Raw genomic sequence first — 12,631 nt, 5'->3', positions numbered from 1 at the left:
CGTGAGACCTGCCCGTAAGACCCGTTGAACGCAACCACCCATTACCCTGGTCAGCACATCGACCATAGACCGACGCTGTAAGGACTACAAGTGGAACTGGCCTATTACTCGGACTACGCCGTGCGTCTGGTCAACACCGAGGAGCCGGCCCGCAACAAGGACTCCCTCACCACGGTGGAGTCCGTCCGTGCACTGTTCGGTGCCAACGCTCAGGCCGCCCGCCGTGCGGCGGACGCGGACGTGACCCGCTTCCGTTCGGTGCGGGGCCGGCTGCGCGCCGTCTTCGAGGCTGCCGACGGCGGCGACGAGACCCTCGCGGTCGATCTGCTCAACTCGCTGCTGCTGGAATTCCCGGTGAGCCCGCAGATCTCCGGCCATGACACCCGGGACGAGGACGGCAAACCGGACTGGCACATGCATCTCGCCGACCATCCGTCGAACGCGACGGCGGGCTTCGCCGCGATCGCGGCGATGGGCCTCGCCTTCCACCTCACCTCGCACGGCGTGGACCGGCTCGGCCTCTGCGAGGCGGCTCCGTGCCGCAACGCCTACCTCGACACCTCGACCAACCGCTCGCGGCGCTACTGCTCGGACCGCTGCGCCACCCGGGCCAACGTGGCGGCCTACCGGGCCCGCAAGCGCCTGGAGACGGAACGTCCGGGCGACACCCGGCGCACCGCGGACACCGCCCAGCCCAGCAGCGCGCGCACCGACCGCTGATCCTTCCTCAGCGGCCGGTAGCGGGCCCGGACCCGGGCCAGCACGAGCTCTTCGGGCACCGCCCCGTAGTCCGTGCTGTCCCCGCCCGCGTACGAGTTGTCGCCCAGCACCCACCAGCCGCCGTCGCGTCGCTCGGTGGCCCGCTTGACGACCAGCAGGTCCTGCTGGAACGGATGACGCAGGATCACCACGTCCCCCGGGCGCACCGGCGCCCCGCGCTGCACGAGCAGCCAGTCCCCGTGGTAGAGGGTGGGCACCATCGACGGCCCCGTCACCTCCACCACCTGGAACGGCCTGCGCGCCGTCCGTCCGCTCCACGGCTCCTGTGCCGGTTCCGGCATCTGTGGCACCTCCCGGGCCCATCCTCCAGTACACGGCTGCGCGCACCGCTCCGTATTTTCGGCCACCGGTCGCATCTCACCCCGGACTTTTGGCCTAAGCCCTAGGGGGCAGCCGCTAAAAGCGGCTTCCTACGGAGTAATGTCCCACCTGAGAAGACGATCACGAGGAAGGACAGCTCCATGCTTTCCCGCCTGTTTGCCCCCAAGGTGAAGGTCAGCGCCCACTGCGACCTGCCCTGCGGTGTGTACGACCCGGCCCAGGCCCGCATCGAGGCGGAGTCCGTCAAGGCCGTCCAGGAGAAGTACCAGGCCAACGAGGACGCGGACTTCCGCACGCGCGCCGTTCTGATCAAGGAACAGCGTGCCGAGCTCGCGAAGCACCACGTCTCGGTGCTCTGGAGCGACTACTTCAAGCCCCCGCACTTCGAGAAGTACCCGGAGCTGCACCAGCTGGTCAACGACACCCTGAAGGCGCTCTCCGCGGCCAAGGGTTCGAACGACCCGGCCACGGGCCAGAAGGCTCTGGACCTGATCGCCCAGATCGACACGATCTTCTGGGAGACCAAGAAGGCTTGATCTATGGTTAGGCCGTCTGACCTGCGATTTCGCTGGTCATGCCGCCTACCGGTCCGCACCCGGTCCGCAGGCCGCCGAGAACGGCGTCCATGACGGCCCGGGTGCGGTCTTCTTCCCCCGGCCACAGGTGCGCATAGATCCGCAACGTGATGACGGCGGACGCGTGGCCGAGGACCATCTGGACCTGCTTGACGCCCACCCCGCCTGCGATGAGCGCGGAGGCGTAGAAGTGCCGCAGGTCGTGGGTCACCGTGTGCGGCAGCGCGACGGGTTTGCGGCCCTCACGCCCGGCCGCCTCGTTCTCGGCCGCCTCGTTCTCCGCTGCTTGGAGCGCGCGACGAGTACAGTTCCATTCGGTCTTCCAGCGGCGGTAGTTCAGCGGCTCACCCCTCCTCCATCGTGAAGAGCCATTCCCTCGACGGCCTCGCGGCGAGATACCCGAGGAGCGCGTCGACGACGACCTCGCCGACCGGAACCGTACGCCGTGACTTGCCGGTCTTCGGCGGACCGATCAGACCGGACTGCAGCCGCCGGCGTTCGACATCGAAGTCCTGGACCGGATCCGGGTTCCCCGGCCCCTGGGCGGACGACCCCGGACACGGCCCGGCCACGTCAGCGGCGACAAGGCATACAGCTCCCGTCGAAACCGCCTCTACCTGCGAAGTCACCACATCAGGCACACCATCCCGGAACGGAAGGACAGCGGGCCAACCGGCGACGCAGGGGCAGAAAAAGCGGCAGACCCACCGGCTTCGACCGTGACCACCACCGGCGCCGCAACGAGGTCGAGCGGACCATCAACCGAATCAAGAACTCCCGCGCTGTCGCAACCCGGTACGACAAGAGGGCCTACGTCTTCCACGGCACCGTCACCGCAGCGGCAATCCGCTTATGGCTCCGCCCATGATCCGCCGAACAGTTCCTCATCCATGTGCACCGAGTCAGTTGCCAGTCGCCTTACGAGCATCGTGAGCCCGCCCCGCGATGATCGCGCCGATCACGACGGCCAGTACGTACACGGTGATGCTCGCGGCGAAGCCTCCTGGTAGCCAGCCCAGCAGACCGGCGTTGTCGTGGTCGACGAGTTGGCGGATTGCGCCCTGGGCTCCGATGACGAGCAGTGCCATGCCGAGCGCCTGGTAGAGGCCGTGTTTCATGGGATCCTCTCAGTCTGATCGCGGTTTACCATGCACTTGCACTGTAAACCGACAGTGCTCGGTTTTACAATGCGATCGCATGGTGAAACTGGCGAGGAAGGCGGCGGTACCGTGCCGAAGATCGTGAATCACGAAGCGCGCAGGACGCGCCTCGTCGAGGCCGTCTGGTCACTGGCCGTGCGCGGCGGCATCGAGCAGGTGTCGCTGCGTAAGGTCGCCGAGGAGGCGGGCGTCTCGATGGGCCAGATCCAGCACTACTACTCCTCGATGCAGGCCTTGATCCGCGACGCCCTCGACCGAGCCGTACGAGCCGTCAACGCCACCATCGAGAACGCTGTCAACGCCGCCGACACGACCAGTCCGGAGGCTGTTCTCCGCGCCTGCCTGCACGCCCTGATCAGCCCGGCCCAGGAAAGCGCTCGGCTGATGCGCTTCGCGCTGGCGGCCGCGGGTCGGGCAGTCTCCGATCCGACGATGGCCAAGGTCCTGGCGCCGGGCGACGACGAAATGCTCACCTTCACCGCCGGCCTCATTACGGCAGCCCGGGAAGAACGGGGCAGCAAGCCGCGCTGCGAGGAACGTGCCGACGCCGATATCTGCTGGTCCCTCGCCACCAGCCTCGGCGTGGACCTCGCCCTCGGCTACCGCACCCCAGAAGCCGCCGGCCGTCTCCTCGACCACCACATCGAGCAGGTCCTTCGCTAGGGCCTGTGCAGTGGACCTTGCTGGCCCCCCGCGCCCCTGTGCTGGTGGCACCGCCCGTGCCCACCGACAAGATCCGTCGGACAGGCCCTAGTACCACGATGTGGCACATCCTGAGCGGGCCATCCAGGCCGCGGTGGACGGAAGGAGGGCGTGGAGGCCCGCCGCGACGAAGGTGCCGCCGAACGGCCTGAAGTACGCAGACGAAGCCGCCGGTCCCGCGCCGAAGGACCGGAGCGACCTGGCGCGCAGCACGGACACGGTGAAGGAGAAGGCGATCCACTACGACTCGGATGATCCGAAGAAGGCTCAGGACTTTCCGGATGCCGAGTACCCCTGGATGCGAGACGCCAACAAGCCGGGATATCCCGTTACTTGGGCAACTGCAGCCACAGCACCGCCACCGTGGACCGCCGTCCGGACGGCGTCGAAGTCAGCGCGGCCCCGAAGCAGGCCGGCGGCCACGTGCCGCCGGAGCGGCTCGGGCTCAAGGACAGGGCCGCGGGCCAGTACGACTTCGTGGATGGCTACGACGACATCGTCCGTGGTCTCCAAGCGCGCGGGGAAGGCTCAAGAAGCGTTGTCTACATCAGTCGGCCCGACGGCTCGGACCATATTTTCAACGCCGTGAACACTCCACACGGCGTTACGTTCCTCGACGGCCAGAGCGGGACCCTGGGCGTGCTGGAGAGTAACGTCTCGCCCATCGCACACACCCCGTCTCGCAATGGAGCTCCCTGAATGGCAACCAAGGACGAAGCCGTGGAGGCGGCTGCTCGTTTCCTGATAAGCATCGCTTACCCGGACAGGCCGGATTCCGTGGTGATGCTCCCGGAGACTGCCATTCACTTCACCGACGGCTGGTCTGTCCGCTTCGACTTCAAGGAACACGTCGAAACTGGGGCCTTCATTGATGCCCCGTTCACCTCCGTGGTCGTGGTCCCCCACGACGGATCCGCGGCCCACTTCCCCCCGTCGCATCTCCCCGTGAGCGAGTACATGACTCTCCGCGCGGCAGGCGACTGGCCCCCAGCGAGGCGCTGACAGCATGATTTTCCCCAGAGCCCATCGCCTCGGCGAACCCGTCACGGACTAGAGCCTGTCCGGGCGATCACGGAATCCCGCCGCGCAGCCGCCGGGCTGACCTCTATGGGGCCGCCCGGTCTGACGACTCAGGAGTGACAGAGCAGGTCAAGGACGACGGCCTCGGCGTCGAGGTCGTCGAGATAGCAGTTGGCTTGTTCCCAGTGGCCATCTGTGTCCGCGTCCATCCACGCGCCATCGAGAGTGACCAGGGCGAAGCCGGGCACGGCGCACCGGACCGACCACAGCCGTGCTTCCTCGTGTTCCTGCGCGAAGTACGCGACCGGGTCGTTGAGCAGGAACGACGTGTCGAAGTGCGGATCTCCTGCGACGGCCCGCTGGGCCACGTCCTGCACCAGCGGCTGGGCCAGATACTCCTTCCTGGCGTCTGCCAGGGAGTACCTTTCAGGGTCGGCCTCGTGGCGAGCAAGGAAGTCGGCGAGCGGGCGGGCCGACGGGTGTATCGCGGTCAGCTCGGTCCAAGCGGCGAGCAGGGCGTCATGCGTGCGCGCCGCTCGTTTCCGCATGCCGTCGAAGTCGAGCAGACCCCGAGGCCCGCCATAGCATTCCAGCGGCCCGAGGGCATCGAGCTCGGCCTTCCTGCGCGGCACGGTTGAGGCCGTGACGAGCCTGCGGTCGCCGTCGTGCGGAGGCAACACGAGGTAGGCGTTTCCCGCGCTGGAGTGGATGGCCCACCAGTCCCAGTGGCCGACCGGATTCCATTCCTCGGTGAGGTTGGCGTTGTAGGGCGCCATGATGGCAGCTATGGCCTGGGGAACCTTCCGAGGCGAGGTCGGCGGCAGGCACACAGTGGCGAAGAACTTGGTCATGCCCGGGAGCGTAAGCCCTGGGTTTTGTCCGCCCATGTGACTGTCACGTCGGCGGATCGTTGTCTCGGCCATGAGACGGGGTGATCTGACAGATGCGGAGTGGGAGCGGCTGCGGCCGTTCCTGCCGGTGGGCAATGGCCGATGCGGTAGGTGGCGGGATCATCGGCAGGTGATCGACGTCCCTGGTCGTCACACGCGGCCAACGGGCCATGCCGGGACAGCCTGCGCCGCCGGGGCATCCGGCACACCATCCCGGAGAAAACCGAGAGCCAGGGGCGCCCGCCAGCGCAAAGGCTCACGCGGCGGACGGCCACCCGGCTTCGAACAAGCAGCGCTACACGATACGCAACACCGTCGAGCGGGCCATCAACAAGCTGAAACAGTCCCGGGCCGTGGCCACGCGATACGACAAGCGCGGCTACGTCTACCTCGGCACCGTCACCGCCGCAGCCCTCATCATCTGGCTCCGCACATGATCGACCGGACAGGCTCCAGGCGTTGCGATGTCGTGTACACCTGGCCGTACGCCAGCGGGCGTACCTTTGGGACGCGCGCATCGTGGCGCTGCTTGAGGTCGTAGCTGCGGCCGGGACGGGAGGCAAGAAGCCCGAGCAGGACTTGTGGGGTGCTCACGAAAGCGAATGTCATGTGCCGAAGACCGTGGGCATGAGCACGAGCCCGCCGCAGGCAACCGCAGAGCGTCTGCGCCTGCGAACTCGGCGCATACGAAAGCTGACTTCCTGGCGGCTCCTGCGGAAGCTCCGCTGCAGCACCACCCGGATCACCGCCGTCGTCCGTGCCGTCGATGCCCTCGGACTCGCCACCTGACCAAAGAGGGAAAGCCTCAGTTCGGGAAGTGGTCGCTTCCCGGGCAGGCTCCTGGTGCCGCCGACGTATCAGCTGCACGCTCGGGCCGCCCTGCTTCAGGATGGGCTTCCTGTTCCGTCATGATTGCGCGCCTCGGTGATGCAGTGGTGCAACCGGTTCCGCACGTCCCGCAGGTCCGCCATCTGCCGGTCGAGGCGGTCGAGTTCGGCCGCGAGCAGCTCCAGCAGCTCCTGTGACGCCTCACCGGAGTCAGCGAAGGGCAGCACCTCGCGGATGGTTCTGCTCGGCAAGCCCACGGAGTAGAGCTGCTGGATCAGCACGACCCGTTCGACGGCACCGGCCGGATACTGGCGCTGGCCACCCGGATTCCGGGTGGAGTACAGCAAGTCCTGCTGCTCGTAGTAGCGCAGCGCCCTGACGCTGAGGCCCGCCTTCGCGGCTACCTCCCCGATCCGCATCCCGACCTCCTGACGTGACTCCGCGTCTCGCTTGCACCTGACGTTGGCGTCAGGTTTTAGCGTAGTGGACACGGCGCGAACCATCCCGCGCGAATCCTGGAGCAAGCCTGTGACCAGCCTATCTCCCACTCATTTTTCAGTAACCCAGGAGAAATCAGCAATGTTCATCAGGAGCACGTCCGTGATCGCCGAGAACGCAGCGTGGTCGGCATGACCGACATCAACAAAACCGTCGTCGTCCTGGGCGCCACGGGGCAGCAGGGAGGCTCGGTCGCCGCTGCGCTGCGGGCCGACGGCTGGGGGGTGCGCGCGGTCGTGCGCGATCCGTCCGGTCACCGGGCCCGTTCCCTCTCCGCCTCCGGCGTCGAAACTGTCCGCGGTGACCTCGGGGATCCTGAGTCGCTCCGGGCGGCCTTCTCCGGCGCCCACGGTGTCTTCAGTGTCCAACCGAATTCCGGCCAGGTCGGCGCCGACGTGACCAATGAGGACGAGGTCAACTTCGGCACAGCGGTGGCGGACATCGCCGAGCGCTGCGGCGTCGCCCACCTCGTCTACAGTTCGGCGGTCACCGCGGGCTCGACAACGGGCGTCGACCATCTCGACACCAAGAACCGTATCGAGGCCCATCTTCGGAATCTGGACATCGCCGACACCATCATTCGACCCGCCACGTTCATGGAACTCCTGGTGACCCCCGAAATGGGTCTCGATCGGGGTGGACACCTGTCATTCCTGATGCGCCCCGACCAGGCCATGCAGTTCATCGCGGTACGCGACATCGGCCGCATCGTCGCCACGGTCTTCGGCTCACCCGATCGCTACGTCGGCCGCGTTATGGAGATTGCCGGTGACACTCTCACCGGCAAGGCCCTGGCCGAGCATCTGACCCGGGCCGCCGGCCGGTCGATCAGCTACAGCCGCCTGCCGACGACCCTGCCGGCACAGGGCGAGGTCCTCAGCAAGTTGGAAGCACTCGTCGACGACGGCAGGCTGGCGGGAAACGCGAACCTTGACGCGTTGCGCACGGAATTCCCCTTCCTGCTGCGCTTCGACCGCTGGCTGGCCGGCCCTGGTGCGGGCCTCCTCGATGAGGCGCTCTGTTCCACGGACGACACGGACATCGCTCCGCGCTGAACGAGGCCCTGAGAGTTTTCCGACCTCTGCGGGCGCGCCCGCCGCCAGGAACGCGGAACACGGTGGCGTCGTCTGAGCGTGGGCCGCCAGGCCCTGGTCGCTCCCGCCCACCTGCGGTGCCGCCCTGCCCACGCCCAGCTCGCTGCCGTTTTCGGGGTGGGCACCACCACGGCCCACCGGTGCAGCCGGGATGCCCTGCTCATCCCGGAAACCGGTCTCCTGGCCGGCTGCAAGCAGAGCCAGATCACGATCACAGAGCGGCTGCCGATCAGCCATACAACTCGCTCCACCCCGCATCGGACAAAGGGCCGGGCCGTCGATTCAACCCTGTGGTGGGGTGAACCAGCCGGCCCGGTGCTCCCAAACCTACGACGACACCACGCCCACTCACACGACGACGAGCCCATCCACGTGGAGCCAAAACAAGCGGGAATCCCGACTACCCCGACGGGACCGTCCGGGTGGCCAGCTCGAGCTTGAGCAGCTGGGCCGGCATCCCGGTGGCGTGAAACGGTTGTACAAACGCGAATTCCTCGGCCCCGCCGATGTCTCCGGCGGCCCCGAAAGCGGCGCCGACCGGCCGACCACGACCCTCGGCTGACCGCCCTAGGCCTCCGGCAGGAGGTGGCGGTAACTCTCCGGGTTCTCCTGGAGAAAGGCGGCCAGGCTCCGGGCCGGATGGCCCGTGAGGCGGGGGACGGCGTCCGAGACGGTCTCCAGCTCCCCTGCCGCGATCGCCTCGTACGACGTGACCCAGCCGGCCACTTCCCACTCCGGGGCGCCGTAGTGGGCACGGGAGGCGTAGGCCTCCTCCCCGGTCTCGGGCACGTAGCGGATCGCGCGGCCGGTACGCCGGCTCAGCTCAGCGGCCGCCTCGGCCAGGGTGAACGCCTCGGGGCCCGTGAGGTCGTACGTCGCGCCGTCATGATCGGTTCCCTCGTCCAGCAGGACGGCTGACGCCGCGTCCGCGATGTCCTCGTGGGAGACGGCCGAGACCCGCCCCTCACCGCCGGGACCGCGCAGAACGCCGTCGGGGCCCGTCATCGCGGGGATCGCCGCGAGGTACCAGCTGTCCCGCAGGAAGGTGTGGCGCACCCCGGTCATCCTGATGTGGGCCTCGGTGTGCCAGTGGTCGCGTGCGAAGGTGAACGTCGCGTCAGGTGCCGCGCCGAGGAACGACACGTACACGATGCGCTCGACGCCCGCGGCGAGGGCCGCGTCCACCGCCGTGGTGTGCTCCAGCACCCGGCCGGGACTCTCGTGCGCCGATACGAGGAACAGGGTGTGCGCGCCTTCCAGAGCGCGGCGCATGGCCTCGCCGTCGCCGTACGCGGCCGGGGGTGCGGCGGCCGCTCCGGGCAGCCGGGGCAACCGGGAGGGATCCCGGCCGAGGAGGCGCACGGGGACGCCCGTCCGGGCCAGCCGCGCGGCCACCCGGCCGCCGACCGCCCCGCTCGCGCCGGTCACTGCGACGAGAGAGCTGATCATCCCGTCTCACCCCGCTCCGGATCCGTGTGCCCGGCCCAGGGGCGCGCCTCCACGACCGCGCTCGCGGGCAACGGCCCGTAGATGTGCGGGAACTCCTCGCCTCCGGGCTCCATGGCCTCGTACCGGACGGGCGCCGGGAGCCGATCGGTATCGATGACCAGGACGACCAGGCCCTCGTCTTCGGACCCGTACAACGCCCTTGCCACGGCGGGGAGCTGATGGGGCAGCGAACAATGGATGAAGCCCTCCTCCCGGAGGGTGCGGCCCCGGGTGGACATCTCGTACGTCCCCGCTCTGCGGGCGGCCTCCCACAGAGGCTCTTCCGTGAGGTGCAGCAGTTGTTCGGTCATGGGGATCACGCTAAGGGCTGCCCGGCGCCGCGAGGAGTTTCGCCTCGGTTCGCGCGTCGAGACCGACGGCAGGCCGGTCGGGCCGGTGCGGGGCCGTGCCTCCCCGCTCACGCAGCCAGGCCCACGTATCGGCGACAGTCTCGCCGACGGGTCTGCAGCGCAGACCCGTGGCGTGCGCCTTGGTGACATCGCCTTGGTGCAGGCTGTCGTAGAGCTCTCCGGCGGGCAGCCAGACCGGCAGGTCCGTCCACGGCTCGACGCCTGCCGCGAGGAGCACCTCGGGGTCGGTCCAGCGCAGCCGGGCGCGGGAGCCGGTGACGCGGACGCAGGCGTCCAGGAGTTCGCCCATGGTCGTGTGCCCCGGCCGGCTCACCGTGTTGTACGCCCCGCCCAGGCCGTCCGCCGCGGCGTCCAGGAGCCAGTCCGCCAGGTCCCGGGCGTCGATGTACTGGAGCCGGGCATCCGGTGGCCCCGGCGCGATGACCGGCCCGCCCCGGGCCGTCCGTCCCAGCCACCACGGCAGACGGCCGATGTTCTCCCCCGGGCCGAGGATCAGCCCGGCCCGGGCCAGCAGCGCCCGGTCCCCGAAGGCGTCGAGCACCGCGAGCTCCCCGCCGCGCTTGGCCAGGGCGTACGGGACGTCCGCTCCGGCGTCCGGCGAGGCCCCGGCCACCAGTGGCCCGTCCTCCGGCAGCCCCGCCGGGGTGGGGTACGCGTACACGGACCTGCTGGAGACATAGCTGAAGTGCCCGGCTCTGCCTGACAGCAGCCGGGCTGCGTCCCGTACGGCGGAGGGCGCGCCGCTCCATGTGTCGACCACCAGGTCCCAGGTGCCGTGGGCCAGTGCCGCGAGCCCCGCCCCGCCCGTCGTCCGGTCACCGGTCAGCGTCCGGGCCCCGGCCGGTGCGGTGTGGCGGCCGCGGTGGAAGACGGTGACCTCCCACCCGCGGCCGAGAGCCGCGTCGGTGACCGCGCGTCCCACGAACTCCGTTCCGCCCAGCATCAAGAGCCTCATGCGGGGAGCGTGCCCTCCAGCGTGGAAGAGGCAAACGGGACCTCGCTGTCGGCAGAACGGGGAACTCTCCCGCTTCAGGACATGTGCGCGAGCGGGCTGCGGTGGCGCAGCAGCCACCGGTGGTACTCCTCGGCCCGCCGTGCCGCGTCACGGTAGGCCGTTTCCAGCTCCTCGTACACGGCGTCCATGTCCGCGCCCGGGCGCGAGACCAGCAGGAGCCGCACCGCGAGTGGGTCGCCACGCAGGGGGCGGATCGCCATGTCGTCGCGGGGGCCGGAAGTCGGCTGGCAGGGGGCGACCGCCTCACCGAGCACGACGAGGGAGGCCGCAGTGAGGTAATCGCCGTGCAGGACAGGCGGGTCGAGGCCCGCGGCGCCGAGGACCCGGCGCACCCCGTCCCATTCACCGTCCACCGAGGGGTCGACCATCCACCGGTCGTCCGCCAGGTCGCCGAGGTCCACCACCGGCTGTCCGGCCGCCGGGTGGTCCCGGGCCAGGGAGATGAACTGCGGTTCGCGTTCCACGAGTACGCGCTGGCTCAGTCCGTCCGGTACGGCGAGCGGGCAGCCTTCCACCTCATGGACGAAGGCGACGTCCAGCCGGCCGGCCGCCACCGCTCCCAGCAGCGCGCGGGCCGATACGTCGACCCGGAGCGAGATGTCGGCACCTGGCAGCCTCACCCGCAGTCCGCGCAGCCAGCCGCCGATGACCCGGCTCGCGGTGGATCCGATCCGAAGGCCGGGGCCGCCGGCCCGGGCGGCCTGGGCTTCCGCCATCGCGGCACCGACCAGGGTGGACATGCCGTCCACCAGGGGGCGGGCGCGGCTGAGGAGCGCCCGCCCCAGGAGAGTCGGCCGGCAGCCTGTCCTCTCGCGGCGGAACAACTCCGCGCCCATGGTCTTCTCTATCCGCTGGAGCTGGGTGGTCAAGGAAGGCTGGCTGACGCCCAGCCGCCGTGCCGCCTGGTGCAGGCTGCCCGTGTCGGCGATGGCGCAGAGCGCCCTGAGGTGCCTCACCTCGAGCTCCATGACGGGAGCGTATGGCTGTTCGTACGCCGAACACCAGATGCCCCAACCCCCACCAACCGGGCTGATTCAGGGGGTGTCGGGGCGCCCGGAACGTGGTGATCCTGTGTGCTTCCTGTCCGGCCGATAGGGCGGCGTTATCGCCGGTTGACATCATCCGCCCGGTCCCCGGCTGCCCCCACACTCTCTCCGTACCCCCCACCCGTTCCCCGTCCGGCCTCCGGACGGGGTTCTTCGGACAGGTAGGAGACACCCCCCATGAGACACCTCAGGACAGCTGTCATGTCGGCCGTGGCCGGGCTCGGACTCGCCGCCGCGTTGGGCACCGCCCCGGCGGTTGCCGCCGCTCCGTCACCCGCGTCCACGGCCACCGTGAACACGGCGCAGGCCGGCTACGCCGCGTACGCCGGCTCGGGCGAGAACGCCGCCGCGAACAGGGCGTTCTTCGACGCCGTCATGAAATCGGTCGCCGAGAAGCGGGCCGCGAACCCGGGCGCCCAGGCTGTCACGGTGGTCTACAGCACCACCAACGCCCCCAGCTTCCGCAGCCAGATAGCGAGCAGCACCAGCATCTGGAACAGCTCGGTCAGCAACGTCAAGCTGCAGGAGGGCTCGAACGCCGACTTCGACTACTACGAGGGCAATGACTCCCGGGGTTCGTACGCGAGCACGGACGGGCACGGCAGCGGCTACATCTTCCTCGACTACGCCCAGAACCAGCAGTACGACTCGACCCGGGTCACCGCCCATGAGACCGGGCACGTGCTGGGGCTGCCGGACCACTACACCGGACCGTGCAGCGAGCTCATGTCGGGTGGTGGCCCCGGCACGTCCTGCACGAACGCCCGTCCCGACGCGGCCGAGCGCTCGCAGGTGAACAGCCTCTGGCAGAACGGCCTCGCGGCCGCCCTCGCCACGTCCTGA

At 69.2% G+C, this 12,631-nt stretch carries 15 protein-coding genes and 6 pseudogenes; 11 read left to right on the top strand and 10 right to left on the bottom strand.

From position 1 onward, the window contains the following. The first annotated feature begins 90 nt into the window (after positions 1 to 90). Positions 91 to 720 carry a CGNR zinc finger domain-containing protein gene (locus tag ACFYQ5_RS05240; RefSeq protein WP_389193363.1) on the top strand — a complete coding sequence of 210 codons (630 nt, stop codon included), beginning with the start codon at positions 91 to 93 and terminating at the stop codon, positions 718 to 720. On the opposite strand, the gene sodX is transcribed toward ACFYQ5_RS05240, so the two are convergent. Further along, on the bottom strand, positions 624 to 1,061 hold the full coding sequence (gene sodX, locus ACFYQ5_RS05235) for a nickel-type superoxide dismutase maturation protease (protein WP_389193360.1): 438 nt from the start codon (positions 1,059 to 1,061) through the stop codon (positions 624 to 626). The genes ACFYQ5_RS05240 and sodX overlap by 97 nt on opposite strands. 180 nt (positions 1,062 to 1,241) lie before the next feature. On the opposite strand from sodX, the gene sodN reads away from it, so the two are divergent. Further along, positions 1,242 to 1,637, top strand: a complete 396-nt coding sequence (gene sodN, locus ACFYQ5_RS05230) for a superoxide dismutase, Ni (RefSeq protein ID WP_014154121.1) — start codon at positions 1,242 to 1,244, stop codon at positions 1,635 to 1,637. Positions 1,638 to 1,644: 7 nt separating this feature from the next. On the opposite strand, the pseudogene ACFYQ5_RS05225 reads toward sodN, so the two are convergent. Beyond that, a pseudogene (locus ACFYQ5_RS05225) lies at positions 1,645 to 2,179 on the bottom strand (tyrosine-type recombinase/integrase); the annotation flags it as partial. Here ACFYQ5_RS05225 and ACFYQ5_RS05220 point away from each other — a divergent pair. Beyond that, positions 2,180 to 2,544 (top strand): annotated as a pseudogene (locus ACFYQ5_RS05220) (transposase); the annotation flags it as partial. It abuts the pseudogene before it with no gap. 34 nt (positions 2,545 to 2,578) lie between these two features. Here the strand turns inward: ACFYQ5_RS05220 and ACFYQ5_RS05215 are convergent. Continuing rightward, positions 2,579 to 2,794, bottom strand: a complete 216-nt coding sequence (locus ACFYQ5_RS05215; RefSeq protein ID WP_389193357.1) for a hypothetical protein — start codon at positions 2,792 to 2,794, stop codon at positions 2,579 to 2,581. Positions 2,795 to 2,917: 123 nt separating this feature from the next. On the opposite strand from ACFYQ5_RS05215, the gene ACFYQ5_RS05210 reads away from it, so the two are divergent. The 3 genes from ACFYQ5_RS05210 to ACFYQ5_RS05200 all read left to right on the top strand — a co-directional run bounded on the left by ACFYQ5_RS05210 (position 2,918) and on the right by ACFYQ5_RS05200 (position 4,540). Further along, complete coding sequence (locus ACFYQ5_RS05210) at positions 2,918 to 3,499, top strand: TetR/AcrR family transcriptional regulator (RefSeq protein ID WP_389193354.1); 582 nt, start codon at positions 2,918 to 2,920, stop codon at positions 3,497 to 3,499. Positions 3,500 to 3,871: 372 nt separating this feature from the next. Beyond that, a complete protein-coding gene (locus ACFYQ5_RS05205) occupies positions 3,872 to 4,237 on the top strand; it encodes a toxin glutamine deamidase domain-containing protein (protein ID WP_389193351.1) in 366 nt (121 codons plus the stop codon). Continuing rightward, the gene (locus tag ACFYQ5_RS05200) at positions 4,238 to 4,540 is read left to right on the top strand and encodes a YrhB domain-containing protein (protein WP_389193349.1); all 303 of its coding nucleotides are present in this window, start codon (positions 4,238 to 4,240) and stop codon (positions 4,538 to 4,540) included. Positions 4,541 to 4,668: 128 nt separating this feature from the next. Here ACFYQ5_RS05200 and ACFYQ5_RS05195 read toward each other — a convergent pair whose 3' ends face one another. Then, the gene (locus tag ACFYQ5_RS05195) at positions 4,669 to 5,409 is read right to left on the bottom strand and encodes a hypothetical protein (protein ID WP_389193346.1); all 741 of its coding nucleotides are present in this window, start codon (positions 5,407 to 5,409) and stop codon (positions 4,669 to 4,671) included. 213 nt (positions 5,410 to 5,622) lie between these two features. Here ACFYQ5_RS05195 and ACFYQ5_RS05190 point away from each other — a divergent pair. Further along, positions 5,623 to 5,885, top strand: a pseudogene (locus ACFYQ5_RS05190) (IS5/IS1182 family transposase); the annotation flags it as partial. A 16-nt stretch (positions 5,886 to 5,901) separates the two neighbouring features. Here ACFYQ5_RS05190 and ACFYQ5_RS05185 read toward each other — a convergent pair. Next, positions 5,902 to 6,042: pseudogene (locus tag ACFYQ5_RS05185) on the bottom strand (PadR family transcriptional regulator); the annotation flags it as partial. Positions 6,043 to 6,141: 99 nt separating this feature from the next. On the opposite strand from ACFYQ5_RS05185, the pseudogene ACFYQ5_RS05180 reads away from it, so the two are divergent. Beyond that, positions 6,142 to 6,237, top strand: a pseudogene (locus ACFYQ5_RS05180) (IS5/IS1182 family transposase); the annotation flags it as partial. A 95-nt stretch (positions 6,238 to 6,332) separates the two neighbouring features. Here the strand turns inward: ACFYQ5_RS05180 and ACFYQ5_RS05175 are convergent. Then, a complete protein-coding gene (locus tag ACFYQ5_RS05175) occupies positions 6,333 to 6,695 on the bottom strand; it encodes a MerR family transcriptional regulator (protein WP_389193343.1) in 363 nt (120 codons plus the stop codon). A gap of 210 nt (positions 6,696 to 6,905) precedes the next feature. Between ACFYQ5_RS05175 and ACFYQ5_RS05170 the strand changes: the two genes are divergently transcribed. Then, on the top strand, positions 6,906 to 7,829 hold the full coding sequence (locus ACFYQ5_RS05170; protein ID WP_389193340.1) for an NmrA/HSCARG family protein: 924 nt from the start codon (positions 6,906 to 6,908) through the stop codon (positions 7,827 to 7,829). 18 nt (positions 7,830 to 7,847) lie between these two features. Continuing rightward, positions 7,848 to 8,009, top strand: a pseudogene (locus tag ACFYQ5_RS05165) (transposase family protein); the annotation flags it as partial. 426 nt (positions 8,010 to 8,435) lie between these two features. Here ACFYQ5_RS05165 and ACFYQ5_RS05160 read toward each other — a convergent pair. The 4 genes from ACFYQ5_RS05160 to ACFYQ5_RS05145 all read right to left on the bottom strand — a co-directional run bounded on the left by ACFYQ5_RS05160 (position 8,436) and on the right by ACFYQ5_RS05145 (position 11,710). Further along, the gene (locus ACFYQ5_RS05160; RefSeq protein WP_389193337.1) at positions 8,436 to 9,317 is read right to left on the bottom strand and encodes an SDR family oxidoreductase; all 882 of its coding nucleotides are present in this window, start codon (positions 9,315 to 9,317) and stop codon (positions 8,436 to 8,438) included. After that, the gene (locus ACFYQ5_RS05155) at positions 9,314 to 9,667 is read right to left on the bottom strand and encodes a DUF952 domain-containing protein (RefSeq protein ID WP_389193335.1); all 354 of its coding nucleotides are present in this window, start codon (positions 9,665 to 9,667) and stop codon (positions 9,314 to 9,316) included. The genes ACFYQ5_RS05160 and ACFYQ5_RS05155 overlap by 4 nt, the downstream gene beginning before the upstream one ends. Before the next feature lie 10 nt (positions 9,668 to 9,677). Next, entirely contained in the window at positions 9,678 to 10,682 is a 1,005-nt protein-coding gene (locus tag ACFYQ5_RS05150; protein WP_389193332.1) for an NAD-dependent epimerase/dehydratase family protein, read from the bottom strand. Positions 10,683 to 10,756: 74 nt separating this feature from the next. Next, positions 10,757 to 11,710 (bottom strand): LysR substrate-binding domain-containing protein, encoded by a 954-nt coding sequence (locus ACFYQ5_RS05145; RefSeq protein WP_389193329.1) that lies wholly within the window; start codon positions 11,708 to 11,710, stop codon positions 10,757 to 10,759. 255 nt (positions 11,711 to 11,965) lie between these two features. Here ACFYQ5_RS05145 and snpA point away from each other — a divergent pair, with 255 nt between their 5' ends. Continuing rightward, positions 11,966 to 12,631, top strand: coding sequence for a snapalysin (gene snpA / locus ACFYQ5_RS05140; protein WP_389193326.1), 666 nt, complete (start codon positions 11,966 to 11,968; stop codon positions 12,629 to 12,631).

Origin of the sequence: Streptomyces sp. NPDC005794, from assembly GCF_042871445.1 — a bacterium.
In the GTDB taxonomy this organism is placed as follows: domain Bacteria; phylum Actinomycetota; class Actinomycetes; order Streptomycetales; family Streptomycetaceae; genus Streptomyces.
The sequence above is the reverse complement of the archived record's forward strand: the minus strand, read 5'-3'. Positions and strand labels throughout refer to the sequence as shown.